This is a genomic window from Campylobacter australis, assembly GCF_050586305.1.
GTDB lineage: Bacteria > Campylobacterota > Campylobacteria > Campylobacterales > Campylobacteraceae > Campylobacter_A.
The window spans coordinates 70,189-95,851 of sequence record NZ_JAXUAA010000005.1 but is presented as its reverse complement, the minus strand read 5'-3'; the positions used below and the strand labels follow the sequence as shown (position 1 = coordinate 95,851).

The 25,663-nt window shown below is 37.1% G+C and carries 28 protein-coding genes; 6 read left to right on the top strand and 22 right to left on the bottom strand.

Annotated elements, in window-relative coordinates; genetic code table 11:
- Window positions 1–87: 87 nt before the first annotated feature.
- Window positions 88–273, bottom strand: a complete 186-nt coding sequence (locus U5B17_RS07635; RefSeq protein ID WP_430804804.1) for a transcriptional regulator — start codon at window positions 271–273, stop codon at window positions 88–90.
- A 180-nt stretch (window positions 274–453) separates the two neighbouring features.
- On the opposite strand from U5B17_RS07635, the gene U5B17_RS07630 reads away from it, so the two are divergent.
- Window positions 454–864: a hypothetical protein gene (locus tag U5B17_RS07630; protein ID WP_430804755.1), complete on the top strand. Its 411-nt coding sequence runs from the start codon at window positions 454–456 to the stop codon at window positions 862–864.
- Window positions 865–896: 32 nt separating this feature from the next.
- Here U5B17_RS07630 and U5B17_RS07625 read toward each other — a convergent pair whose 3' ends face one another.
- From U5B17_RS07625 to galE, 13 genes are read right to left on the bottom strand one after another with little or no spacing between them, the layout of a single operon-like run.
- Complete coding sequence (locus U5B17_RS07625; RefSeq protein ID WP_430804754.1) at window positions 897–1,472, bottom strand: acetyltransferase; 576 nt, start codon at window positions 1,470–1,472, stop codon at window positions 897–899.
- A gap of 7 nt (window positions 1,473–1,479) precedes the next feature.
- Window positions 1,480–2,085, bottom strand: a complete 606-nt coding sequence (locus U5B17_RS07620; RefSeq protein ID WP_430804753.1) for a sugar transferase — start codon at window positions 2,083–2,085, stop codon at window positions 1,480–1,482.
- A complete protein-coding gene (locus tag U5B17_RS07615; protein ID WP_430804752.1) occupies window positions 2,078–3,193 on the bottom strand; it encodes a glycosyltransferase family 4 protein in 1,116 nt (371 codons plus the stop codon). Before U5B17_RS07615 ends, U5B17_RS07620 begins: the two co-directional genes overlap by 8 nt.
- Window positions 3,186–3,320 (bottom strand): hypothetical protein, encoded by a 135-nt coding sequence (locus U5B17_RS07610; RefSeq protein ID WP_430804751.1) that lies wholly within the window; start codon window positions 3,318–3,320, stop codon window positions 3,186–3,188. The genes U5B17_RS07615 and U5B17_RS07610 overlap by 8 nt, the downstream gene beginning before the upstream one ends.
- Window positions 3,321–3,323: 3 nt before the next feature.
- Window positions 3,324–5,423, bottom strand: a complete 2,100-nt coding sequence (locus tag U5B17_RS07605; protein ID WP_430804750.1) for an STT3 domain-containing protein — start codon at window positions 5,421–5,423, stop codon at window positions 3,324–3,326.
- Window positions 5,423–6,538, bottom strand: a complete 1,116-nt coding sequence (gene pglJ / locus U5B17_RS07600; RefSeq protein WP_430804749.1) for an N-acetylgalactosamine-N,N'-diacetylbacillosaminyl-diphospho-undecaprenol 4-alpha-N-acetylgalactosaminyltransferase — start codon at window positions 6,536–6,538, stop codon at window positions 5,423–5,425. The genes U5B17_RS07605 and pglJ overlap by 1 nt, the downstream gene beginning before the upstream one ends.
- A complete protein-coding gene (locus tag U5B17_RS07595) occupies window positions 6,535–7,581 on the bottom strand; it encodes a glycosyltransferase (protein WP_430804748.1) in 1,047 nt (348 codons plus the stop codon). The genes pglJ and U5B17_RS07595 overlap by 4 nt, the downstream gene beginning before the upstream one ends.
- Entirely contained in the window at window positions 7,578–8,651 is a 1,074-nt protein-coding gene (locus U5B17_RS07590; RefSeq protein WP_430804747.1) for a glycosyltransferase, read from the bottom strand. Before U5B17_RS07590 ends, U5B17_RS07595 begins: the two co-directional genes overlap by 4 nt.
- Window positions 8,648–9,577, bottom strand: coding sequence for a glycosyltransferase family 2 protein (locus U5B17_RS07585; protein WP_430804746.1), 930 nt, complete (start codon window positions 9,575–9,577; stop codon window positions 8,648–8,650). The genes U5B17_RS07590 and U5B17_RS07585 overlap by 4 nt, the downstream gene beginning before the upstream one ends.
- Window positions 9,574–10,368, bottom strand: coding sequence for a glycosyltransferase family 25 protein (locus tag U5B17_RS07580; protein WP_430804745.1), 795 nt, complete (start codon window positions 10,366–10,368; stop codon window positions 9,574–9,576). The genes U5B17_RS07585 and U5B17_RS07580 overlap by 4 nt, the downstream gene beginning before the upstream one ends.
- Window positions 10,368–11,888 carry an MATE family efflux transporter gene (locus U5B17_RS07575; protein ID WP_430804744.1) on the bottom strand — a complete coding sequence of 507 codons (1,521 nt, stop codon included), beginning with the start codon at window positions 11,886–11,888 and terminating at the stop codon, window positions 10,368–10,370. The genes U5B17_RS07580 and U5B17_RS07575 overlap by 1 nt, the downstream gene beginning before the upstream one ends.
- Entirely contained in the window at window positions 11,889–13,130 is a 1,242-nt protein-coding gene (locus U5B17_RS07570; RefSeq protein ID WP_430804743.1) for a nucleotide sugar dehydrogenase, read from the bottom strand. It abuts the gene before it with no gap.
- Window positions 13,131–14,114: a UDP-glucose 4-epimerase GalE gene (gene galE / locus U5B17_RS07565; protein WP_430804741.1), complete on the bottom strand. Its 984-nt coding sequence runs from the start codon at window positions 14,112–14,114 to the stop codon at window positions 13,131–13,133.
- A gap of 235 nt (window positions 14,115–14,349) precedes the next feature.
- Here galE and nrfH point away from each other — a divergent pair, with 235 nt between their 5' ends.
- The 3 genes from nrfH to U5B17_RS07550 all read left to right on the top strand — a co-directional run bounded on the left by nrfH (window position 14,350) and on the right by U5B17_RS07550 (window position 17,706).
- Window positions 14,350–14,850, top strand: a complete 501-nt coding sequence (gene nrfH / locus U5B17_RS07560) for a cytochrome c nitrite reductase small subunit (RefSeq protein ID WP_430804740.1) — start codon at window positions 14,350–14,352, stop codon at window positions 14,848–14,850.
- 18 nt (window positions 14,851–14,868) lie between these two features.
- A complete protein-coding gene (locus tag U5B17_RS07555; RefSeq protein ID WP_430804739.1) occupies window positions 14,869–16,557 on the top strand; it encodes an ammonia-forming cytochrome c nitrite reductase subunit c552 in 1,689 nt (562 codons plus the stop codon).
- Between the two features lie 96 nt (window positions 16,558–16,653).
- Entirely contained in the window at window positions 16,654–17,706 is a 1,053-nt protein-coding gene (locus U5B17_RS07550) for an LLM class flavin-dependent oxidoreductase (RefSeq protein WP_430804738.1), read from the top strand.
- A 28-nt stretch (window positions 17,707–17,734) separates the two neighbouring features.
- Here U5B17_RS07550 and U5B17_RS07545 read toward each other — a convergent pair whose 3' ends face one another.
- The gene (locus tag U5B17_RS07545) at window positions 17,735–18,550 is read right to left on the bottom strand and encodes a DNA ligase (RefSeq protein ID WP_430804737.1); all 816 of its coding nucleotides are present in this window, start codon (window positions 18,548–18,550) and stop codon (window positions 17,735–17,737) included.
- A gap of 3 nt (window positions 18,551–18,553) precedes the next feature.
- A complete protein-coding gene (locus U5B17_RS07540) occupies window positions 18,554–19,594 on the bottom strand; it encodes a 3'-5' exonuclease (RefSeq protein WP_430804736.1) in 1,041 nt (346 codons plus the stop codon).
- Between the two features lie 153 nt (window positions 19,595–19,747).
- On the opposite strand from U5B17_RS07540, the gene U5B17_RS07535 reads away from it, so the two are divergent.
- Both U5B17_RS07535 and U5B17_RS07530 read left to right on the top strand, forming a co-directional pair.
- Entirely contained in the window at window positions 19,748–20,089 is a 342-nt protein-coding gene (locus tag U5B17_RS07535) for a hypothetical protein (RefSeq protein ID WP_430804735.1), read from the top strand.
- Complete coding sequence (locus U5B17_RS07530) at window positions 20,082–20,528, top strand: hypothetical protein (protein ID WP_430804734.1); 447 nt, start codon at window positions 20,082–20,084, stop codon at window positions 20,526–20,528. Before U5B17_RS07535 ends, U5B17_RS07530 begins: the two co-directional genes overlap by 8 nt.
- Window positions 20,529–20,579: 51 nt before the next feature.
- Here the strand turns inward: U5B17_RS07530 and U5B17_RS07525 are convergent, their stop codons facing one another.
- Genes U5B17_RS07525 through U5B17_RS07500 form a run of 6 tightly spaced genes read right to left on the bottom strand, consistent with a single transcriptional unit; the run spans window position 20,580 to window position 25,633 of the window.
- The gene (locus U5B17_RS07525) at window positions 20,580–22,154 is read right to left on the bottom strand and encodes a methyltransferase regulatory domain-containing protein (RefSeq protein ID WP_430804733.1); all 1,575 of its coding nucleotides are present in this window, start codon (window positions 22,152–22,154) and stop codon (window positions 20,580–20,582) included.
- A gap of 37 nt (window positions 22,155–22,191) precedes the next feature.
- The gene (gene modB, locus U5B17_RS07520; protein WP_430804732.1) at window positions 22,192–22,854 is read right to left on the bottom strand and encodes a molybdate ABC transporter permease subunit; all 663 of its coding nucleotides are present in this window, start codon (window positions 22,852–22,854) and stop codon (window positions 22,192–22,194) included.
- 3 nt (window positions 22,855–22,857) lie between these two features.
- Window positions 22,858–23,724: an ABC transporter ATP-binding protein gene (locus tag U5B17_RS07515; RefSeq protein ID WP_430804731.1), complete on the bottom strand. Its 867-nt coding sequence runs from the start codon at window positions 23,722–23,724 to the stop codon at window positions 22,858–22,860.
- The gene (locus tag U5B17_RS07510) at window positions 23,711–24,106 is read right to left on the bottom strand and encodes a TOBE domain-containing protein (RefSeq protein WP_430804730.1); all 396 of its coding nucleotides are present in this window, start codon (window positions 24,104–24,106) and stop codon (window positions 23,711–23,713) included. Before U5B17_RS07510 ends, U5B17_RS07515 begins: the two co-directional genes overlap by 14 nt.
- Window positions 24,103–24,846: a molybdate ABC transporter substrate-binding protein gene (gene modA, locus U5B17_RS07505; protein WP_430804729.1), complete on the bottom strand. Its 744-nt coding sequence runs from the start codon at window positions 24,844–24,846 to the stop codon at window positions 24,103–24,105. The genes U5B17_RS07510 and modA overlap by 4 nt, the downstream gene beginning before the upstream one ends.
- A gap of 1 nt (window position 24,847) precedes the next feature.
- Window positions 24,848–25,633, bottom strand: a complete 786-nt coding sequence (locus tag U5B17_RS07500; protein WP_430804728.1) for a TOBE domain-containing protein — start codon at window positions 25,631–25,633, stop codon at window positions 24,848–24,850.
- Window positions 25,634–25,663 lie beyond the last annotated feature (30 nt).

Here is a 25,663-nt window from a genome sequence, read left to right as displayed (position 1 = left end):
TTTCCTTATGCAAATTTGTGTGAATTTTAGCACTTAATATTTAAAGTTAAATTATTTTTTCAAATTTTAGCGATTTGTGGTGAAAATTTAGGATTTTTTAGCGATTTCGTCTTTTATAAGATCGTCTATTTTACTTAGCTCTTCGTAGTTTGATTTGCTCTGCTGTATGGCTTCATCAAATTTAAAACCAAGCATTACGATGCGATATAAATTCGGCTTATTTTTACGCCAGTTATAAAGTGTAGCGACATCTATGTCAAGATGATACGCCATATCCCGCTTAGTTTTTTTCAAGAGCTTCCTTTTTAAAATTTCAAAGCTATTTTATAAATTTTATTCTGATAAACTAACATTTGAATTATTTTATGTTTTATTATATTTTTATTGAATATTTCAATGTTTTTTAATTTTAAGTAGCTTATAATATGTAAAAATTTATATTAAGGAGAATTTATGAAAAAGATTAGGTTTATAGTATTTGTCTGTATAGTGTTTGCTTTCTCTGGGTGCTTTTCGCAACCTATGTTTTACGCCACTGCATTACATAAGGAAGCTGTTGGTGTTACGATAGCTAGAAGCACACCTTATAACTGCACTGTTTTGGGCGAGATAGAAGGTAGAAGCGATACCGAGCTTGGTGCTATGGGTGCAAATTTACAAACTTTAAGGGATAGTGCAATAAATGATGCGAAAAATACGGCTTCGCAAGTTGTTGGTGCAAATAAGCGAATAATGCTTAGAGTGTTTAATGAGATGGCGATTTGTATGCAAGGAAATAGACCTGTGAATTGCACGGAGCGCGAGATAGGATTTATACGCTCATATAGACTTAACGCACAGGTCTTTGACTGCGGTCAAAAATAGTTAAAATTGTGTGGCATAAGCTATACAATTTTCTAGCTCTTAACCCTAGCCGGCACTCCATACGCCGTTATGCTATCTGGCAAATCTCGCACAACTACGCTACCGGCACCGATAGTGCAGTCCTTGCCGATACTTACGCCTTGAATGACGCTTGAGCCAATGCCGATGTGCGTTCTGGCTCCTACTTTTACTTTCCCAGCAAGGGCTGTGTTTGGGCTGATGTGAGCAAACTCGCCCACCACACACTCATGCTCAATTATCGCGCCCGTATTGATGATAGCACCGCGTTTTATCACGGCTTTTGCGTTTATCACGGCATTTGGCATGATAACCACACCGCGTTCCATCACGGCACTTGGGCTTAAAACCACACTTTTATGAATCAAGCTCACCACGCTAAATCCAGCACTTTCAACCTTGTTTTGCAAAATTTCACGAGTTTTGTTATCCCCAACGGCGATAAATATATCGGCTTTTGGTAGTTCTTGGCTAAATTTCATATCGCTTTTATCATCTAAAAAAACTATCTCGCTATACCCCAAAGTTTTGGCGATATCAGCCACCACAAGACCGTGTCCGCTAGCTCCGTAAATGTAAATTTTACTCATATTTTTCCTAATTAAAGCCGTTAAATTTCTCAGTCGTTGCCATGCCATCTTTGCTAACGCCATCTTTTTTGATGACCTTTTTTATGGTTAAAAGGGCGATTTTGACATCAAGTGCAAGGCTTAAATTTTTGGCATACAAAGCGTCATATTCAAATTTCTTAGCCCAACTTATCGCGTTTCTGCCATTTACCTGTGCGAGTCCAGTGATGCCCGGACGCACATCATGGCGTTTGGCTTGCTCAGTACTGTAAAGCGATAGATACTCAGGCAAAAGCGGTCTTGGGCCTATGAAGCTCATGTCGCCTTTTAACACATTAAAAAGCTGTGGAAGCTCATCAAGGCTAAGGCCGCGAAGCTTTTTGCCAAACTCGCCAAGCCTTAGCTCATCAGATAAAAGTTCGCCATTTTTATCACGCTCATCACTCATCGATTTAAACTTATAAATTTTAAAAATTTTGCCGTGTAAGCCGGGGCGAGACTGCGTAAAAATCGGATCGGTTTTAAGCTTAAGCCTTATCAAAATCCAAAGGATTATCATAATCGGCAATGTTAGACCTATCAAAAACAAAGCACCAAAAAAGTCCAAAAATCGCTTAAAAAATGCCCTATACATCGATAAATTTCCTATAAATTTCTATATATTTTTTAGCCACAACCCTCTCATCAAACTCACTCACAGCCATCTCTCGCCCATTTTCGCCAAGCCTTTTAGCCATGATCTCATCATCTAGTAAAATTTGCACTTTTTTGGCTAGATCTTGTGAGTTTTTAACCTCACACAGTAGCCCATTTATGCCGTTTTTTACCGCTTCATTGCACCCGCTTACATCACTTGCTACGACCGCTTTTGCCATACTCATAGCCTCTAAAATCGTCCTTGGAAAGCCCTCTTTATAGCTTGGCAAAACCAGCATATAACTAGCCTTTAAAAGCTCCGCCACATCATCTCTTGCGCCAAGATATCGGACATTGCCACTTGTTAGAAATTTGATATCAGCCGTGGAGCTGTTGCCATCAAAACCCTCACCAACATAGACAAACTCGCAGTCCGTGCGATCTTTTAAAATTTGTGCCGCTTCATAAAACTCACGCACACCCTTATGCCACATCGCACGAGCTATCATCAAAACTATCTTTTTTTCACCTAAATTTGCTGATGTTACCTTGTTTGGATCAAATTTTGCGGTATTTACACCCACGCTTTTTATCTTAAAAATTTTCTCTTTTTTTATCAAATTTTTGCTTTCAAAATAGCTTGGATCGCTATCATTTACAAACACGCAACCATCGCTTAAATTTAGAGCAATTTTATATAAATTTTCAATACCAAACCGCACGATTTTAGTCTTTAAATCATTATCGATGTAAAAGCTGCCAAGCCCTTCGACTAAATTTATCACGCGTTTTATGCCTGCTTTTTTGGCGGCAAATGTGCCAAAGACATTTGACTTGTGAGCTGAGGTTTGAAGCAAGTCAAGGTCTAGACTTTTTAAAATTTCAGTTAGTTTTTGGCTATTTTTTAGCACCACAAGCGGATTTAAACTCGCCCTATCAAGCTCATAAGTAACGACATTAAACTCACTTTTTAACCGCTTAATAAAATAGCCCTGCGGACAGATCGCAAAAACCTCGTGTCCAAGCCTTTTAAGCTCAAGCATAATCGGACTTCTAAAAAAATAAATGCTCATATCAGCGTGAGATAAAAATCCAATCCTAGCCATGCTTTAAAAACTTTCTTTGAAATTTCGCTGATATTCGCCCAAGGTGGTTCGCCAAGACGAAACGATAATTTGTATCGTTTCTTTGTTGGCTCATATCAGCGTGAGATAAAAATCCAATCCTAGCCATATTTTACCTTTTTAACCTAAAAATTTTCGCCTCTTTTTCCAAAATAACTGGCTCAAAAAGGCTCTCATCAAAACGCTCAAGCACAAAAAGCTGGATAAAAGCACTATTAAACATCTCCTCATCAAGTACCAAAAAACGACCATAATCACGCATAAATATCAGATAAATTTTTGAGCTTTCATCGATAAAAAATGAATTTACCTCAAGCTCATTTTTGTCATTATATTTGGTTTCAAAAAAAGTATTTATGTTAATCTTTGAACTACCAATCTTTATACTTTTCATATCATTTGCCACACTTACACCGCTTGCAAGCATTATGCCATCGCTATTTTGTTGAAAATAATTAGTTGCAAAAAATAAGGGCTCAGCCCATCTTTGACCAGTTTTTAAATCAAGCCTACTAAACTGCAAGATAGTAGGAAAGATACTCATCATTCGATCAGGTAAATAATAATAAATTTCTCTACTTTTTGCTGGCAAAGCAAGAGATTTATCGCTCAAACTAGCTATAAATGTATCAACATCGCTTGTATTTGCATCTTTCATCATCTGGCTTAAATTTTCACTAAATTTTTCTCTAAAACCTCGCTCAGTGTACTCAACCTCCATGCGAGCCATATTTGCCGAAGACACAAGTGGGCTAGCCAAAGCAAAACTGACAGCATAATTATCCCTACCAAGGTGCTTGCCACCATCAATAAGCGTCTTTACATCACTATAATATCGTATCGGATAGCCATAGTCCCACCAAGCAAGCACATAGTCTTGGCGATCGGCTTTTTGCTTTAGCTGTTCTAAAATTTTAACCTCTTTTTGGTAAAAAACTGGAGAAATTTTGTAGCTATAAATATGCAAGCAAACTGGATAAAGTGCAAGCAAATTTATCAAAACAAAAGCACTATTGTAAAATTTTGAGCTAAGCTTTAGCCTGTCAAGAACAAAAACTAAAGCGTACCCAAAGCCAAGAGCCATCACTGGCACTGCATAAATAGTAAATCTAAGCCCACCTTTAAGCGCTAAAAATCCAAGTAAAAGCATTCCAAAAGATAGTACAAACGAGCGAAATTTAAAGCTTAAAAGCACTATGCCTATCAGCGAGATGATAAAAACAGGCACGCTACCGCTTATGCGTTCGCAAAATAGCACAATATCAACGATGCCAGACTCTTGGATAGTTTGATTGACATTAAAAAATTTAAAGCTAAGCCCACCAAGCTCACTAACATCTCTAAAAATGTAAAATTTTAGTTGAAAGATAATTGGATTTAGTCCGCCACCAACTGCAAAAATCACAAAAGCAGCAGCCAAAACGGCAAGAGAAATTTTAAGATTTAAAAGTGCTGGTTTTAGCAAAAAAAGCAAATAAATAGCCAAAATAAGAGCAAATTTTAGCTCCAAAGCTATGTTGCTAATAGCAATTAACATAAGCGATATAAGTGCGTAGTTTAGGGGTTTTTTACGCTCAAAAATAAGCGTGTAAAGCACCAAAAGACCTATCGTTACACTAAGGAGTGAAAATGCACTGGCATACCACCACATATAAACAAACGCAGCTACAGGAGCTATGATAAGGCTTAAAACATGTCCTTTTTGAACAACTCTTATCACTCCCCACACCACAAAAACAGCAAGAGTAATGATAAGCATATCTGTATCATAATATCCCGCCATCGTGCGGTTATAGTAGCTATTTGCTACACCTGCAAGCAGTGCCGCAGCAAATCCAGCCTTTGGCAAAGAGTATTGTGCTGCTATAAGCACGACAGGGATAACAACAAGTGAAGAGAAAAAGACACTCATATAAAGCATAGCACTCTCTATGCTAACGCCAAGAAATTTTATAACCCAAGTAGTAAGTGTGGAAAGCGGCATACCATAGTAGCTAAGGTCATTTTCTTGATGAAAGCCAGCTAGCATATCACGCGCACCCTCGGCAAACGCGTAGCCATCGTTTGTACTTATCATTAGCTCGCCATTATGCAAAAACTGCTCTATCCCGCTCGCCCAGCTAATCCAATAAAGCCTTACCACAACACTAAAAATAAAGGCGATAAGGATAAATGCGCCCGTCTGTTTATCTATAAATTTTTCACTTTTCATTAATTCTCCAAATATCTCATAAGCTCATCTGCTATTTTTTTGCCGTCAAAATCCTTAGCTCTCTCATAAGCTATGCTTTCATATTTTTGCCGTATTTCTGGGCTTTGTAAGACTTTTATCATCGCTTCTCGCATGGCATTTTCATCGTCCACTGGAACTAAAATTCCATACCGATCATCGCCCAAAAGCTCCCTTGCTCCAGTTTGATGATCGGTTGATATTAGAGTTTTTTTGCATGCCAAAGCTTCGATTAGTACATTTGAAAAGCCTTCAAACCTTGACGCACAGACAAAAGCACTGGAGTTTGCAATGTGTCGAAATGGGTTTTTATCCGTTTTAAGTAGTTTAACACGCTCGCTAACTCCAAGCTCTTTTATCAGGTTTTCAAGCTCGTTTTGCAAAGGTCCTTTTCCTAAAATTCCAAGTGTTGCGCGAGTATCGTTTATCTTTGCTATGGCACGGATTAACATGGCTTGATTTTTACCGCTGTCAAGACGACCAATATTTATAAAAAATGGTCTAAACTCGCCATCTAAAGGCTCATTTTTAAGCTTATTTATAGCCTCTAAATTTAAGGCGTTATAAAGCACTTTTGTTTTATCTTTTGGAGTGGCAAAATTTTGCGTTAGATCATCAGCGTTACCCTGTGCGTTAGCTAAGATAAAATCTGCCTTTGGATAGAGCCAGCGCGTTAAAATGCGATTAACAAAACCACTTACTCCATACTTATAGATCCTGCTAGGACAGCTTCCTTCTTGGATAACAAAGTTGCCTTTTAGTCCTAAAATTCTAGCCATTAACGCGATATAACAAGGACGATTCATCACAACAAAGTGTGTATCTATGCCAAGTTGTTCGGATAGTTTTTTATACTTTAATGTTAGTAGCGGCAAAGCAAAAAGTAAGCGTAAATTTTTACTCATGCTACTTTCATAAGGATCGCTATTTTCGATAAAATGCACCTTAACTTCGCTTGGCAAATCATACGCTATAACCTCACTCATTAACACCAAATGCACCTGGTAGTTTTGGACCAAAAATGGCAATAAATTTGAGATCACACGCTCTGCACCACCAGGACCCATCGAATACAAAAATACACTTAATTTTTTCATTTTTTCATAACCCTATCTATAAATTTATCCCATTTTGCCATTATTTTTTCTTGCGAAAATTCGCTAGCATCACGCTTTGCCTGCTCACCTATCTTACTTTGCAAAGCACTATCTTGTAAAATTTCAGTAAGCATACTAGCCAGCTCATCATCATTTCCATTTTCAAAAAGTACACCATTTATACCATTTTTTATAAGCTCAAGCCCACCAACAGTATCGCTTGAAACTCTCACACATCCAAAATTCCCCGCTTCAATTAATACATTTGAAAGCCCTTCACTTCTTGAGCTTATAACAAAAATTTTTGCTCTTTGATAAAGCGGTGCAATATCGCTAACATGCCCTAAAAACTGCACATCAAGCCCTAAGTCTTTAGTCATATCCTTTAACTCTTTAGCCAAGCTTCCATCGCCAGCTATTTGCACTTTCCAGCCTAAAAGCAAACCTTTATCAATCTTTGCAAGTGCTTTAAAATAAATATCATATCCCTTTACTGCCTCAAGCCTACCTACGCTTAAAATGATATTTTCTTTTTCTAAATTTTGCCCTGATTTTAGAGCAAATGGATTATGTAAAATTTCACGATTTTTTACAAAACTATAATACTCAAAGTCGCTTTTACTAAGAACACTAAGTCCACTCACACGGCGATAAGCCATATCGCGGATAAGACGAAATTTAGGGCTTACAAGATACTCATTTGCATGATGTTCGGTAGCTATATGTTTAAAATTTAGTCCTAAATTTGCCGCCACACATACGACATTTGTCCAGTCTATAAAGCTTATTATCAAATCAGGCTTTAGCTCTTTAAACAGCGCTCGTATCTTAGCCACTTTTTTAATCTTAGATAAAATTTTACCGCCATCATATGTGCTTAGATGATGAAAATTTATACTTTTATCAAATTCATAAAAGCCCATATCACGCTCTAAAACAGCTATATGAATCTCATTTTTAAGCCCAAGATGAGAGCTAAGTGAAGCCAAAACCCGCTCCGCTCCGCCATTTGCAAGGTTTGCTATAACAAACAAAACTCTCACACCACATCCTTTTTGACGCCAGTCACAGCCAAAAGCTCAAGCCAGTCAGCATAAATTTTATCCATCTCAAACTCACCAAGTCTTAGTCTTGCATTTTTACAAATTTGCTCGCATTTTTGCTCATCTTTTATAAGCTGTAAAAGCTCTGCACTCATTTGCTTTACATCATCAATCTCACACAAAATCCCGTCAAACTCATGCTTTATAAGCTCGCACGCACCGCTTGTTTTTGTAGAAATTCGCACACAATCATAAAATATAGCCTCTATAAGCGTGTTGCCAAGACCCTCTATTTTTGATGTAGAAAGCAAAAATTTTGCCCTTGCATAAAGCTCGCCAATATTAGAAACATTACCCAAAAACTCTACATCTGCGCCAAGCTCTTGTGATAGATTTTGTAACTCTTGCAAACACTTTCCATCTCCCGCAACAACGAATTTATAGCCACTTTGGCTCAAATTTGAAGCTATTTTTACAAACATCGCGCAGTTTTTAAGCTCTATTAAGCGACCAACAAAAAGCACTAAATTCTCTTTTTTTATCTCTAAATTTTGAGGCTTTTGGCTAAAAAATGGGTTGTAAATCACCTTTATATTTTTGCAAAATTTTTTGTAGTGATTAAGGTCTGCTTTTGTAAGAACACTAAGTGCGCTTGATAGGGGATACATAAGGCGTTTAAGCCAGTCAAAAATGGCAGCTTTTGGCATCATGTAACTTGTGTGCTCGCTAATTATCACGGGCGTTTTTAGCCCTATACTTGCACCAAGAACGAGCAAATTTGTACTATCTAAAAAGGAGATAATAGCGTCAAATTTAGCATCTTTTATGATTTTTCTTAGCTCTAAAATTTTACCAACTCTTTTTTTAAAATTTCCCACCATCCCAAGCTCGTTTGCACCGTGATTTAAACACTTTAGCTTTACCTTATCATCTAGTTTATAAAATGGTTCTTCATTATCGAATTTTACCAAACAAACATCATGATCTTGGCTAAATTTTGAAGCTAAAAGCGCACAAACTCGCTCCGCTCCACCCATTCTAAGCGTAGATATGACAAATAAAACTTTCATATCCCAAACCTTTGCTTTATCTTTACTCTAAAGCCAGAAAGCCATGATAATGCGCTATTTGGAAGCATAAAAAGAGCTAGTAAAACAAGTGCCTCTTTATTAAATTTCATCCTTAGGCTTTTTATCAAGCAGCTAAACGAAAGAGCGTAATCTCCGCCCATTTTTGCATAATACGCAGCCATTTTATACTGCAACGCCAAAAACTCAGGTGCATGAACGCTTGCTATCTCTTTTGTCAAATTTACCGTCTTTAAATAAGCATGAGCAACCTTAAGTGCGTGTTTTGTAGCATTTTTAGTAGCACTATCAGCGCGCTCTATCCTATAAAGATAGAGTGGTTTTTTAAGATAATACACTCTTCCCTCAAAAAAGCGAATATAAAGCTCGTTTTCGCCACCAAAACTACGCTCATCAAAACGAAAATCCTCAATAAATTTTCGTGAAAAAAGCTTAAAAAACTCGCCAGTTATACGCCCACAGTGATAATCAACCTTACTCATCGTGCCATCTTTTTTATATGGGCTTTGTCCTGAAATTTGCTGCGTACAAATACCATTTATCTCTACTAAACAATCAGCAAAAACGCACTCATAGCCTTGCTTTAAAATTTGCATACACTCACTTATAGCACTATTAGAAAAAAACTCATCATCATCATCAAGCAAGCATATAAACTCGCCTTTAGCATTATCAAAGCCGTTATTTTTATTGCCATTTGGGCTTTTTGCGTGTATAGTATTTTTTACAAATGTTACCCTTGCGTCATTAAAATCAGAGCAAATTTTAGCTGCAACATCGCCATCTCCATCATCAGTAACTATGATCTGTAAATTTTCATAATCTTGTAAAATAGCTGAGTTTAGAGCTTTTTTTAGCAGTTGGGGGCGGTTAAAAGTAGCTATAACTATACTTACAAGTGGCTTCATACTTTTGCCTTAAAAACTCGCTCATAACCCCTAAAATAGCAGTCAAAACGAGAATAAAAAAGAAATTTTAAACTATCTATACGAGCTTTTAAGCTTGGTTTATATGCACTTACGCTTCGTTCAGATTCGATATTTGAGTCAGTTGGACCTATTTTAGGATGTGAAAAAATATCACAAAAATACATCTTTAAACCATTCTCTCCAAGCAAAAAGTCCCAGTGATCACTTACGCAAAGTGTGTGTTTTTGGGTGCTTAGTAAAGACTCTGCACTCTGTCTTGTTACAACATAAGCAGCAGTGCTCCAAATGGCTGTTCGTGAGTAGGCAGGTATGCAAAATAGGCTTGTGTCTTTATCTTGTAGTAAAATTTTATCGCTAGCTAAAATTTTCTTTGCAAAAAGGCTAAAACGACCCTCAAACCAGTCCTGACAGCCGCAGTGAAGTATCGCATTTTCAGGCATTTTACTTGCCATTTCAAAAGCTAGCTTCACACACTCATCATTACCTATAATATCATCTTCAATGATAAGCCCAAGCTTTGCCCCACTTTTTAAAAATTCCTCGTAAGCCTTCATGTGTGAAAGTGTGCAGCCAACCTCGCCAGGGCTAAGCAACTTGCCATGTTTTTGCAAAGACGGTCTTGCTAGTGAAAAATACTCTTTTACAAGCATGCTTCGTCCATCAACAGCATTTATTAGGTTAAATTTATCATAGCTAGCAAAACGCTCTTTTAGTGTTTGTCTACGCAACTCATCGCTTGCGAGCGAGATCAAAAAAACTGGGTAGTCCATCAAATTTTCCTTTTTATCTTAGCAAGCATTTTTTTAACCACAATACCTTGTTCAAAGCGGTTAAATATCAAAAAAAGATTTAAAACATAACCAAGAGCCAAAAGCCCCATACAAACTAGCAAAAACTCAGTCCAACTAGTTATACTAATAAAATTTCTTAACATCAAAAACAATGCGCAAATAATAACAAAAAGGGCTAAATTTTTAAAATAAACCCCATAAAATGTCGTAAGTTTTACCTCCAAATTTAGTGCTGCATTTATAAGGTCAAAACCCAAAATTCTCATACTATAAAGTACTGCACCAGACACAACCATACCATAAATCCCATAATCTGTAAATTTTAATACCAAAATTTGCACCAAAACCGTGCTAAAGCCAAGTATAGTGTGCGCAATAGCTGGACGAGAAAGCTTATTTGTCGTGCCATCAAGGTTAAAAAGTGCATACACATAACTTATAAATATAACTGGCACAAGAGAGATCATGCTAAGGTTGTAAATAAGCGCGATCTCATCAGCGCTCTTAAATGGTAACCAAAGTGTATAAAACTCACGCCCAAATGCCACGAAAACCGCAGCTGGTGCACTCATAACATAAGCCACAACCTTCATCGCAAATTTTGCCTCAGCAACAAGCGCAGTAATGTTACCTTTTGAATAAAGCTCAACAAATTTTGGTGCAAAGATACTACTAAGCTGGACACAAAAGCTCTCTAAAATGATAGGCGCGGCTTTAGCGACAGACAAAACACCTGTTAAATTTGCACCAAGAAAGATATTGCATATAAACAGATCCATGCCTGTTAGAAGTATGTTATTTAAAGCATTTAAACTGTTCCAAATACCTGAACTTAAAAGCTCTTTTATCATCTTAAATTTGAAATTTTTTAGTGAAAATTTAAGTTCTGGAGTAATGCGAGAGCTCATATATATCGTGCTAAAAAGTACAAAAAAGCTAGATATAAGGGCTGCGATGGCAATGTATGCTATCATGGGTTTAAAAAAGTAAAACAAAAACACTATGATAGTAGCAAGTAACGCGCTTGAGATGGCATTGCGTATACTTAGCAAGTAAAGCTTGTTTCGCACAAAAGCACAAACTGTGATAACGCCGTTAAAAAGTCCTACACAAAAATTTATAAAATAAAATATAAAGGTAAGCGCAACATCGTATTTTAAGTGCTCTGACACATTTAAAAAAAAGTCCAAATTTAAAATAAAAATAGCACTTAAAACAACAATAAGTATTGAAAAAAAGATATTTACAACAAGAACTGATGAGTAGTATGCGTTGGCTTTTGGCTTATCGTCTTTATGCCATTCAAGCGCTACAAATCTCCCACTAACAGAGTTTATCGCAACTGTAATGACCGCAGCATATGTCACGATAGCGTTGCTAAGTCCGACAAAGCCGTAAGCTTCGTTGCCAAGCGATTTTAAGATAAATGGCGTAAGGACAAAATTTATACCCATCGAGACTATAAAAACCACGATAGAGCTTATTAAATTTATAATCAATCAAAGCCTCGCATCAGCATTTGGATATATATTTTTTATATCATAAACAAGTGTATTTTTAAACTCAAGCAACCTAAACTCATCATGCGCAACAGCTATAACAACACAAGCATATTCACTAGGCTCATAGCTTTTTAAAAGCTTTATGCCATATTCATGTAAAACCTCGATCTCATCAGCCAAAGGATCACTTACATCAACAACACAGCCAAACTCCAAAAGCTCATTTACAGCGTCTATCACACGGGAGTTGCGTATATCTGGGCAGTTTTCTTTAAATGTTATCCCAAGCACAAGCACCTTTGCTCCACTTACTTGCACATCACGCTTTATCATCAGTTTTACAACCTCAGAAGCTACATGCCGCCCCATGTTTTCATTAATACGACGGCTAGCTAGTATCATCTCAGGGTAGTGCCCTACCTCTTGCGCCTTGTGGATAAGATAGTAAGGATCTACACCTATACAATGGCCACCAACAAGTCCAGGCTTAAATTTTAAAAAATTCCACTTTGTTCCAGCCGCAGCCAAAACTTCGTTTGTGTCTATATTTAGCCTTGCAAATATCATCGCAAGCTCGTTTATAAAGGCTATATTTATATCGCGCTGAGTGTTTTCTATCACCTTTGCAGCCTCTGCGACCTTTATAGAGCTTGCCTTGTAAGTTCCAGCTGTAATGATAGAGCCATAAATTTTATCCACGATGTTAGCAGTTTTTGGTGTTGAGCCGCTTGTGATTTTTTTGATTTTAGTTACAGTATGCTCTTTATCACCTGGATTTATACGCTCTGGAGAGTAGCCGCAGAAAAAATCCTCATTAAATTTTAGCCCATTTTCTTCCAAAACAGGCACACAAATTTCCTCTGTCACACCCGGATAAACAGTGCTTTCATAAACCACTATATCGCCCTTTTTAAGCACTTTTGATACACTCATGCTTGCATTTATGAGTGGGTGTAAATTTGGGCGTTTACTTTTATCTATGGGTGTTGGAACGGTAATGACAAAAAAATTTGCATCTTTGATATCATCAAGACTCGTGCTAAAGTTTATCCCATTTTTAATAGCCTCAATAACTTGCTCCTTCTCAAGCTCTAAAGTGCGATCTATTCCGTTTTTAAGCTCACTAACTCGCTGTTTGTTTATATCAAAACCTACAACTTTATACTTTTTGCTAAAAGCTATAGCAAGAGGAAGTCCAACATAGCCAAGACCTACAACTGCGATATTTGTGTTTTTCACTTAAATTTTTCTCTCCCACTCAAGTGCGGTTTTAACAATCAAATCAAGATCGTCAAATTTTGGTGTCCAGTCAGTTAAATTTCGTAATTTTGTTGAATTTGCGATAAGTATCGCTGGATCCCCATCTCTTCTTGGCTGATTTTCTACATTAAAGTTTACTCCACTAACACGCTTTGCAACATCAATAACCTCTTTAACAGAAAAACCCCTGCCATATCCTACATTAAAAATTTCACTTTTATTTTCACAAATGTAGTTTAGTGCTGAAATATGAGCATTTGCAAGGTCGCACACATGGATATAGTCACGCACACAAGTGCCATCTTTAGTAGCGTAATCATCTCCATAAATTCCCATTTTCTCACGCTTTTTAAGCGCTGTTTGAACGGCTACTTTTATAAGATGTGTCGCATTTGGATAGTTTTGCCCAATAGTTCCATCAATGCTTGCTCCAGCGACATTAAAGTAACGAAGTATGGCAAATCTAAAATTTTCATTTGCCGTGGCATAATCACGAATGATTTGCTCACTCATGAGCTTTGAGTGTCCGTATGGATTTATCGGAGCGGTTTTGCTGTTTTCATCGACGCTTGGCACATCTGGCTCACCATAGACCGCAGCAGTTGAGCTAAAGATAAATTTATTTACTCCATATTTATAACAAAAACCAAGTACTCTAGCAACATTTGCGGTATTATTTAGATAGTATTTTATAGGATTTTGCGTACTTTCAAAAACCTCTATAAATGCTGCAAAATGGATAATCGCATCAAATTTTCCACTTCTAAAAACCTCGCTTAAATCATCCTCAAGGCTTATATTTATAAAATTAAACTTACCAAAATTTTTAAGTGTATCAAGCGCTTTTTGGCTCCCTTTGCTAAAGTTATCAATAACAGTGATATTATGCTCTCCGCTTTCTAAAAGCGATTTTACCACATGACTACCGATATATCCAGCGCCCCCTGTTACTAAAATATTCATCTTTGCCTTCCTTTAAAATTTTTGTAATTTTAGCAGATATTTTATAAATTAATGTATAGTTTGCAAAAATTAAAAATTATTTTTTAATCTAAAAAAATTATTTTTCTAGCCAAAGCCCTACTATATCGCAAGAATTTTTAAAAATAAATTTTTTCTTTGTTTAGTGTTGATTTACATCAATTAAAATTCAGTTAAATTATACTATCATTGACGCAAAATTTATAAAGGAGGTATTTTGAAAATCGTAGACGAAGCTAAAAAGCAACCTGGTTTCTTAGCCATTTTAATACTTATCATAAGTGTTGGCGTTGTTTTGGGTCACGGTATTTATACATTCGTATATGCAAAAGGTTTTTCATATATGAGCGATGATCCCGCAGCCTGTAAAAACTGCCATGTTATGAACCAAGTCTATGAGAGCTGGGAACGAGGCGGACACCAACATGTTGCGACCTGTAACGACTGTCATGTCCCGCATGATTTCATAGGCAAGTGGCTTATGAAGGCTGAAAGTGGTTTTGGTCACAGTTACGCCTTTACAGCAAAGGACAACCCCGTTGCATTTACTGCAAATGCTAAAAGTAAACGAGTTATTCAAAACAATTGTATAGAGTGCCACGGTGATTACGCAGCGCCGTCAGTACACGCTAAGCAAGCAGGTGGCTCGGATGCCCAAAATGAATCCCTAAGTTGTGTCTCTTGCCATAGACAAGTGGGACACGCACATAACTACTAATAACAAAAAGGAGTAATCATGAAAAACAAACTATTGTATAGTATCGTTTTTATCTTAGCAGTCGTTGCGGGTGCAGGTTTATTTGCACTTTTTACAGATATTAGCGATAAGAAACATCAGGAGCGCCACTACCCGTTAATGCTCGCCAAAAACGATGAGTTAAAGCCAGACATCCGTGAGTGGGGTAAAAATTTCCCAAGTCAATACGACGCAACAGTTGCTATGAAAGACATCACTTTTGAAACACCATTTGCTGGTTCACTACCATACTCAAAACTTATCAGATGGCCAGCTGCTACAGTTTTCTGGCAAGGCTATGCGTTTGCAGTTGATTATAACAGACCGCGCCTTCACTTTTATACACAAATTGATCAGATTGAAACAAAAAGAAATGATAAAGAGTACTTAAATGCTCATGGTTTGCCAAATTTCAAGGGTCAACCAGGCTTTTGTGTAAACTGTCACACAGGTCATCTAACAGCTATCATGAACGATCCTGACTATACTCAACTACACGATAAAAGCACTCGCACTAAGTCATTTGACCTAGAGATGGGTTTCTTTGCGGCTGACAAAGAAAAAGGAGAATTTAAAAAAGAAGCATGGACTAAGATGAACTCTATCCCATACTTTGATGTTATGAAAATGGTTGAAGCAAAACATGGCAAAGACGATTTTGGTGGCTCACACCTTGGTTCAGCATGTGCTGACTGTCACCACCCAGAAGATATGAGTCTTCGTGTTACACGCCCTGGCTTTGTTAATGCAATGGTTAAGCGTGGATATGAGGCTGATGTAAAACAAGGTATCAAAGCTACACGCGCTCAAATGAGAGATTATGTATGTATGCAATGCCATGTTGAGTACTATCCTGGCTTAGATGCTGACCTTGTTTTCCCATGGACAAAATGGACAAAAGATGAGCCATTTAAGATAGAGATGTTTGATGAGTACTATGATGAAGTTCATGATAATGGAAAATTTGCAGCTGACTATCGCCATAAGCAAACTGATGCTAAGATGATTAAAATGCAACACCCAGAAGCTGAGCTACACTCAACAAGTGTTCACGCTAGAAGTGGTGTAACTTGTGTTGATTGTCACATGCCATATAAGCGCGAAGGTGCTACTAAAGTTACAAATCACACTATCCAAACACCATATGCTGATATCACAGCAGCTTGTAAAACTTGCCATATGCAAAGCGAAGATGAGCTAAAAGATAGAATTTCATTTATCCAAAATCGCCACGCTTATGAGCTTAGAAACTGCGAAAACAACCTACTTGCACTTATCCAAGATATCAATGTAGCTCGCGCTGAACTCGCAAAACATGAGAAATTTGCTAGCATAACTGATGAAAAAGCAAGAAAAGAAGCCATCAGTGAAGCTCTAAAAGAGCCGCTATATGCACACAGAAAAGCTCACATTAGATGGGACTTTGCATTTAGTGAAAACAGCTACGGCTTCCATGGACCACAGGAAGCAGCTCGTATCACAGGTCAGTGCCAGACTGTTGCAAGAGAGGGTCAAAACTCACTTGTAAATGCGCTTGCACCTTATGGTATAACTATCGCTCTAACAAAAGAAGCTAAGATGCCACCTGCTCCAGAGCAGATCACAAGTCACCACGCTCCAGTAGCAACTCCTCCATCAGATAGACTTAAAAAGATCGATGAGGATGTTAAAAACCTTAACTTCAAATAATCTTGAAGCCAACAAGGGCTAGGAAACTAGCCCTTAAATTTACTCTTAATTATACATTTTTATCTATAATAGCCTAAATTTTATATAGGCGAATAAATGAAACTATCTATCTTAAACTTAGCCCCCTTACGAAAAGGTCAAAATCAAAAAGATGCTATAGATGCACTGGTTCGCTTGGCTCAACATGCTGAAAACATTGGCATAAAACGCTACTGGATAGCAGAACACCATAATATGTCAAACCTAGCAAGCTCAGCAACTCAACTTCTCATAGCACATGTTTTATCGCAAACTAGTAAAATTTGTGTCGGCTCTGGTGGCGTAATGCTTCCAAATCATAGTCCTTACTCTATCGCTGAACAATATGGCACACTTCAGACACTTTATCCTGACAGAGTTGAGCTGGGACTTGGAAGAGCGCCGGGCACAGATTCTCAAACAGCAAAAGCGATAAGGCGTGGCGGTGATATATTTGGCATATATGACTTTGAGGCAGAAATTTCAGAACTTCGTGGCTATTTTGATGGCACAAACGCAGTTAAAGCTTATCCAGCAAATGGGCTTAGTGTGCCATTTTATATACTAGGCTCAAGCACTGAAAGTGCATATCTTGCTGCAAAACTTGGACTGCCATACGCCTTTGCATCGCACTTTGCACCTAGACAACTAGCTCTAGCGGTAAGTATCTACAAGCAAAATTTTAACCCTTCAAAATACCTTGAAAAACCTTACACAATCGTTGGCGCAAATGTCATTATCGCAGACACTAACGAGCAGGCAACAAGCCTTGCTACTACACAAACTCGCTTTTTCTTAAATGTCGTAACAAACAGCAGAGATCCGCTTTGTCCGCCTGCTAGAGGCGATGATGAAATTTTTAACTCGTCTAAAAAAGCTAAAAATACACCTCACTTTGGACCTATCAGATTTCAGCAAGATGCGTTAAAAGAGCGTGAGCGTGCAGTGGTAGAGCAGATGACGGCGTGCTCTTTTATTGGATCAGCAAAAAGCGTTCGCGATGAGCTTGTAGAATTTCATACCAAGCTTGGCTTTGATGAAATAATGGCTGTTAGCTATATTTTTGATGAAAATTTGCAATTTGCCTCATACTCAGCACTAAAACAAATCATTGATGAGATAAAAGACTAGTTTTGGTACTTAACAAAAATCGCAAGAACTAATCTTTACGAATTCGTAAAAACACAGGAAATCTTGGCAAGCCATTTTTGGTTAAATTTTGATATTTGTATGTGATTATCTCGCCAATTTTTGGCGGGTTTTTGCGCATTTCATCGCTAAAGCCTGAGCCGATTTTAAAATTTTTCTTGCTTTTTAAATCCTTGCAAACCAAGCTTCCCATTATATTTTTATACTTGCCTTTACCCTGATTTATAGCCACCACCTCACACTCTGTATCAAAAAATGGCTTTAGTTTTAGCGCATTTTGGCTGCGTTTTCGCTCATAAGGTGCATTTGCTTCGCGCAGTACTGCACCCTCGCCGCCATTTTTTATGATTTGTGAGATAAAAATTTTAAGCCACGCGTTATCAGGGATTAAAATTTGTTCTATGATTTTTATATTTTCATTTGGCTGTTTTTGTAGAAATTTTTGTAAAACATCAAGTCTAGATAAAAGTCCACCACTTGCATCTGGCACATCAAAAACATAAAATTTCACATCTTTCCATGCCAAAATATCTGGCTTTTTATCCATCACAACAGACTGAACTAGCTCAAATTTTTCTCTGCTTATAAACAGCTCGCCATCTAAAGCAAATGGCGGAAAATCAGCCACAAACTCGCTTGGCGTAGCAAATTTCACACCATTTTTGCTAAGTAAATTTTGTCCATCCCAGTAGGCCCTTATACCATCAAGCTTTTCACTAGCAAGCCAGCCACTTACATTTTGATCCTTAAACTCACCAAGCCTTAAAAGCTCTATACCAAAGGCAAAATTTAGCAAAAATACAAATAAAAATATAAATTTTCTCACAAATTACTCATCATTTAGATTTATCTCTGGTAACTTTTCTTCAAATAAATTTCCGCTCTTTTGCTTTGTTTTTAAGCTCGTGTCAGCCCCTTTTTTTAGTAGTCCATCTAGTCCATTTTTAGTAAGATGAGATCCTAGCTCGCTTTTATCTATCTTTTGAAAATACTCATCAGTGTCATCACTAAATTTATCCTTGAAATTATCATTATTACTAACTTCTAGCTCATACTCTCTTTTACCTTCAAGCCTTTCAAGTTCATTAGCAACAGCAGCGCAAAAAACATCTGTATAGCCCATGAGTTCCTTTTTCTCGCGTAAAAACCTACTCATGACACTTAGCGAATTTGCATAGTCATCTTTGTTTATACGCCCACGCAAAAGCTCGTATTTTAAAAACAGCCAGTAGGTATTTAGCACATCAGACTCGCAGTATTCGTTGATCTTTTCTATATCGCCACCATGATAAAGCTCAAAAACTTGATCCCCATGCACATCGTATTTACCCGGCAAATTCAAGCTAGCGCAAAGCAGGTCTAGCTTTAGTCCACGCACCGCACCAAAGTCACTTATATGATCAAGCAAATCAAGATGAAAGCGGTCTGAGTTGCGGTACCTATAGTTATCCCACTTGCTCTTATTTAGCTCACGATTCTCCACTTCAAAATATGCCCAAGCACTTAGGTTATATCGCATTGCGCGTGCCATAATGGTCGGCAAGTCAAAGCCTCTGCCATTAAAACTCACAAGACGAGGGTTAAACTCATTTATAAAATTTATAAATTTCGTAAGAATTTCTTGCTCACTGTCGCCCTCCATAGTGCTAACTTTTATAAACTTACCGTACTCATCAGCGATCACGGCCGATATAGCTACTATCTGATGAAATACAATAGGCAAAAAACTGCTACCACTTTGCTCTTTTTGCATTTCAAAAGCCTGCAAACCAACTTGCTCATCATCTCCACTAAAGCCATAAATTTTTCTTATCAGTATAGCATCTGGTATGCTTTCACAGTCAAAAACACAGATATAATTTTTTGCCATTTTTACCCTTTTTAAGCCACTTTTTTATAAAATGATAGCAAAATTTATATTTAAAGTTGATAATGAAAAAAAATTTTAATCACAGCCTTTAGACCACTTAAAAAAGAAGAGCTAATCTACCTACTTGAGCTTTTAAACACAAATTTTAGCTCATTGCAAATTGGCATTGCGACCATAGAGCAAAATGAGCAAATTTGCATACAGATCGTCCCAAATGCCACACTTCATATCGCATGGGATGAGAATAGTTCGCAAAAATTTCATAAAAGAGTATTTAACGAAGTTAAGACTATATTTCGCATAAAAAAGCAAAAATACGACATAGCAGTGCAGCTTTGTGGCTCAAAGCGCGGCATTATCATACCAAAATATGCCAAGATAAAAACCATAGTCGGATTTGAAACAAAAGATAAAAAGATAAACAAGCTCATCACCCACAAAATAACTGCTAGCGTAAGCCCAGAGCAAATCCTAAAAACCTTAGTAAATGCATAAAAATTTTTATATGGATAGCGCTGATGAGCGTGAATTTTTTGACTTTATTAGCGAGATAGGTGGAGAGTTTTTGTTTATGAAAAATTTGCAAATTTTTAGCTTACAAAGTGCTTATGCGTTTGATCAAGTCGCTCGCTATATATATTCAAAAAAATTTGGAGAGCTAAAAATTTATAACGAAACACGGATAAAAAACGAGCATATCGGTGCTTTTAGTCAGATTGATTCGCCTGTTATAACCTATACTCAAACACAGATTATAACCAATGAAAAGCTTGTTAAAGCTGGTAAAATTTCAGCAAAGATGAGCTATATGCAAGATGGTAAAATGGTTAAAAAGTCAGACGAGCTTGAGAAATTTTATCATAAACTAACTCTGTGGATTGAGACTCATGTAAGCAAAAGCCCATTTTCATGGGCTTTTATGAAGCAAAGGTAAATATGAGTAAAAGTATAGCTACTATGTTTGAAGATGGCATTCTTCACAAATTTAGCTAATATACTCTTCTAAAAAATATGCCTCTTTTAGCATAAACTCAAGCTGCGCAACAGCTAGCATTGCGTGTTTTTTAAGCTTTTCACCCTTTAGCTCTTTGTTATCTTTTGAAACTATTTTTACATCATTTTTCTTAATAAATTTAAGATACTCATCAACTATCTGCGCAAGAGTATTAACGCCATCAAATTTCAATGCCAAATAACAATCAGCCTTTGAAAATTGCATATTTTTATTAAGACAATTCGCAAATGATATAAGGTTATCGCTACTATGCAAAAAATACTTGATATACTTTGCATACTCTGGTTTTAGACGAGTTTTTCCAACTTCATACGAGATACTCTCAAACTCTCTAACAGTAAAATTTGTATCTCCTAAACTAACAATATCTATCAAAGCTGCGTATGCACTAAGTTTTTTCTCAGGCTCTAAAAGTTCTAAAATCTGCGGCAAGCTTGCGCTTTGTGGATAAATTCTGCTAAAAACATCACTAAGCCATGCCGTGCTATCTTTTACCGCTATATGATCTTTTGAAACCCACTTACCATCATAAAGCTTAAAATCTGCGACAATATTTAGCTTTGCAAAGTCATTTGGACCTATTTCACGACCATGTACACTGTCATAAGCCTCTTTGTGTACAATAAGGCTAGTACGAAATGTCTTATTTGAGAAAAAGTCCATAAATTGCTCTTGATCATAGCGGTGTGACATATTTTCTTGCATAAAACTCATCGCACCTTCATTATCAAGACCTGGCGCAAATATATCATCAAGATTACTTTCACAAAGATAACTTAACTGCCTTTTTTCAAGCATATCAGCAAATTCTCTAAAGTAAAAAGGCTGATTTATGGGATCTAAAAACTCATGAGCTATATAGCTTTCGCTATTTAGTAATGTGTTATTTATAAAGTGGATAAGCTGATCGGCTGGGATAGTTTCGTTTTTGCATTCAATAAGAAATTTTTTATAAACCTCAAGTGCCTCTTTTGCCTTTTTTACTTTCTCGATCTGATTATTAGCACCACTTGCTGCTTGAAGCATTATTTGTCGCAATATATCTTTTATCTTCCAGCCAGGATAGACATTATACGAAATATAGGCAATACCGTGGGGGGGGGTAAGAAGCTCTTTAATGATGTTAAGTATCGCATCACGCACATTTGCTGGAACCCAGCTAAAAACGCCGTGTGCGATGATGTAATCAAATTTCCCATATCCTTTTACATCGTCTGGACTTAGGCTTGTGATATCCTTTCTTACAAGCTCTAAATTTTTTATACCCATATCAGCGACAATAGCTTTACCTTTTTGAATATGCTCGCTACTAAGGTCTATACCAAGCACCTTTGCCTCTGGATTTGCAATCGCAAAAGGGATGAGATTCCCACCATAAGAGCAACCTATCTCAAGTACCCTTGCCTTTTTCGTATCAGCTGGGCTAAGTCCTAAAAGCGTTGCACACGCCTCAAGTCTTAACGGAGATGAGAATCTAAATGCCGCTGATGGGTAAGTAAGTTCGTCATAAGCGTGTTCTAGTTTATTTGTTATAGCGTCACTCATAAAAATCCTTTTTTATAGTTTTAGCTCGTATTATACCCTAAATTTTAACTTTTTGATTAAAAATATACAATAAAAATAAAGTAACAAAACTAAGTCCTAACATCATAAGCGCATAAGTTTGTGCTAAATCATAATCAAGCATCTCCACGGCCTCATAAATGGCAATACTCACAACCTTAGTCTCGCCGCCCACACTTCCGCCTATCATCAAAACTACGCCAAACTCACCCATAGTGTGGGCAAATGTAACTACAATAGCACTTAATAAATTTGGCTTTATATTTGGCAAAGCCACGCGAAAAAGTGTACTAAGCGGACTTTTCCCAAGAGAATAGCTTGCTTCAAAAAGACTTGGCTTTAAGCTTTCAAAGCCTGATTTTAAAGGTGCAAACATAAAAGGAAGCGAGTATATGCAGCTAGCTATCACAAGACCTGTAAAGTTAAAAACAAGCCTTATGTCAAAAGTCTCTTCGATAAATTTACCAAAAGCATTATAAGGCGATAAAAATAGCAAAAGATAAAAGCCCATGACACTTGGAGGAAGCACTAATGGAAGAGAAAAAGCCGCCTCAAAAACTGCTTTACCACGAAAATTTTTACGAGCAAACAAAAACGCAAGTGGCAACATAAAAGCAAAAAGAACAAGTGTTGTAATGAGCGCAAGTTTTAACGAAAGATAAAATGGTGTTAAATCTATCATCCTCTATCCTATCTTTGTTAAATTTGCACCAAATGCTTTAACGCTAAGCAGCGCATCATCGCCTTGGGATAAATTTCTAGCTTCGTTTTCGCTAAGCACCACCCTACAAAGCTGGTTTTGAACGAGCACAAGGGCTATCCACGCAGCGTCACGGTGTAAAATTTCAAGCACCTTTGCATTAAAAGCTAGTTTTTTTGAGCCAGACTGTTTTAAAAATATCTCTTTTGGAGTCGCTATGTCCGTTATAGTGCCATTTTCAAGCACAAAAACTTTTGAACAAAGCTTATAAATTTCGCTCACATCATGACTTACTAAGATGATACTCATTTTAAACTTTTCATGTAGCGCAAGTAAAAAGCCCTGTAAATGCTCTCGCATAGCATTATCAAGAGCCGAAAGTGGTTCATCAAGCAGTAAAATTTCTGGACGGCGCATTATCGCACGAGCTAATGCCACACGCTGCTTTTGACCACCTGAAAGCTCTGCTATCCTAGCGTTTTTAAGAGCAGATATTTGCATCATTTCAAGTAGCTCGTCGGCAAATTTTTTATCATTTTTTGCAAAAAGTAAATTTTTATAAACATTCATATTTTCAAAAAGTGCGTAATCTTGAAACAAAAAGCCTACATTTCGGCTTTGTGGAGTTAAATTTATATGCTTTTGAGTGTCAAAAAAACTCTTGTTAAAAGCTAAAATTTTACCGCTTTCTGGCGTCTCAAAACCAGCCAAAATGCGCAAAAGCGTTGTCTTTCCGCTGCCACTTTTTCCATAAATGCAAACAAACTCACCCTTTAAAATTTGCATCTTTACATCTAAGATAAACTCGCCATTTGCGCCATTTAGTCGCTTTTTTATATCAATATCTATCATCAAAGCTGCTTATAAAAAGTGAGGTTGATTTAACATAGGCATAAACTTCATCGCCAACACTTAAATTTAAACGAGAAAACGACTCTTTTGAAATAATGCTCTCAAACTCAAAATCATCCGCATTTAAGTGTAAGCAAGCGATTATCTCGCCGATATTTGCATGAGCTATCTTTGCCTTTATGGCATTATTTACCGAGCAAGCAAAAAGTGGGGCTTTGGAGATGATAACATCTGAGCTCTTAAAGCCAAGCCTCACACTCTGTCCCACTTTTAGTCCTAAATTTTCAAGACTTAGCATACTAAACAAAAGCTCATCGTGTAAAAATTTTACTACGCTTATGCCATCATTTTCATGAATTTCTAGGACTTTTGCTGGTATCATTTTGGTAGATTATATCCGTAGCGTTTAAAAATTTCTCTACCTTTTTCGCCAAGCATAAAATCATAAAATGACTTTACTTCTGCGTTATTTTCACCCTTTTTGGTTATAACTATGCCTTGATCAATTGGCTCATAAAGACTTTGATCTAAAAATATATAATTTACATTTTCTTTATACTTGCTCATTTTTTCATCATAAAGCGAGCTAGCCGCGATAAATCCAAGATCTGCTGCACTTAATGCCTGCGAAAGAGTTTCAGAAATTTTGCCAGCATAAACTATATTTTTCTCGACTTTTTCAAACAACCCAGCATTTTTAAGTGCTTGTATGCTAGCTTTGCCGTAAGGTGCGGTCTCTGGATTTGCTATTGAGATTGATTTTAGTTCTGTAACAACATTTAAGCCTTTCTTAAAGTCAATATCACGGATACTAAACAGAGCAACCGCACCTTGTGCGTATACAACTGGCTTGGTAGCTGCGAAACCTGTATCAAAAAGCTTTTGAGCAAAAGGCATATCTGCCGCCATGAAAATATCGGCTGGCGCGCCGTTTTGTATCTGAGTAACAAGCCCACCACTAGCGCCAAGGACTACATTTATCTTTGTGTTTGGGTTTTCTGCATTAAACCCCTTCACAATGTCCTTAAAAGCATAAGTCGTATTTGCAGCTGCAAAAACAACAACTTCACCACAAAATGCAAATGTAACGCTTGCTAAAAGCGCCAAAAATGTTTTTTTCATATCATACTCCTATAATGATGTCACTTGATTTAACTATCGCTTTAAGCTTATCGCCAACGCCTATTTTTAGCTCCATTGCGCTCTCTTTTGAGATGATAGCACTTAGCGTTTGTGAGTCACTTAACTGCATTACGACCTCAGCCGTAACAGCGCCTATTTTTACCGAGACAACCTCACCATTTAGCTGGTTTCTAGCACTTAAATTTAAGGTGTCAAATTCTTTTGCAAGCATTACAGCTGGTGCCTTAAATATAAAAACCACGCGCTTTCCCACAGCTAAATTTAGGTCATTTTCGCTTTGTACTGTGATATTAGCTCCAAGCTCTTCGCCACTACTTAATCTGGCCAAAATTTGACTATTGAGTGCACCTGTTTTTATACTTGTTATCTCACAATTTAACTGGTTTCTAGCACTTAGCGTTATGCCAAGTCGTGAAAAACTGTTAAGATCAGCACTTTGTATATTTGACTTTGCGCAAATTTTTGCTAAAAAATCCTGCTGCGCAAGCAAAAGAGCATCATAAATTTCTATCATCTTTTTACCGTGCTCACTTAGCTCTGAACCACTATTTTTCTTAAGACCCTGAGCTCTAACTATGAGCGGCTTATCACTTTTGTTGTTTATAATATCAAGGCTATCCCAGGCATTTTTATATGAAATTCCAACCTCCTCGGCAGCCTTTGTTATAGAGCCAGTTTTTTGTATAGCTTTTAGTAAATTTATATGCTTTTTTAAGACGCTTGAACCATCATCAAATAAAAATTCCAAACTTACATCAGCTCTCATATTACTCCTATAAAATCAAAGTTATATAAA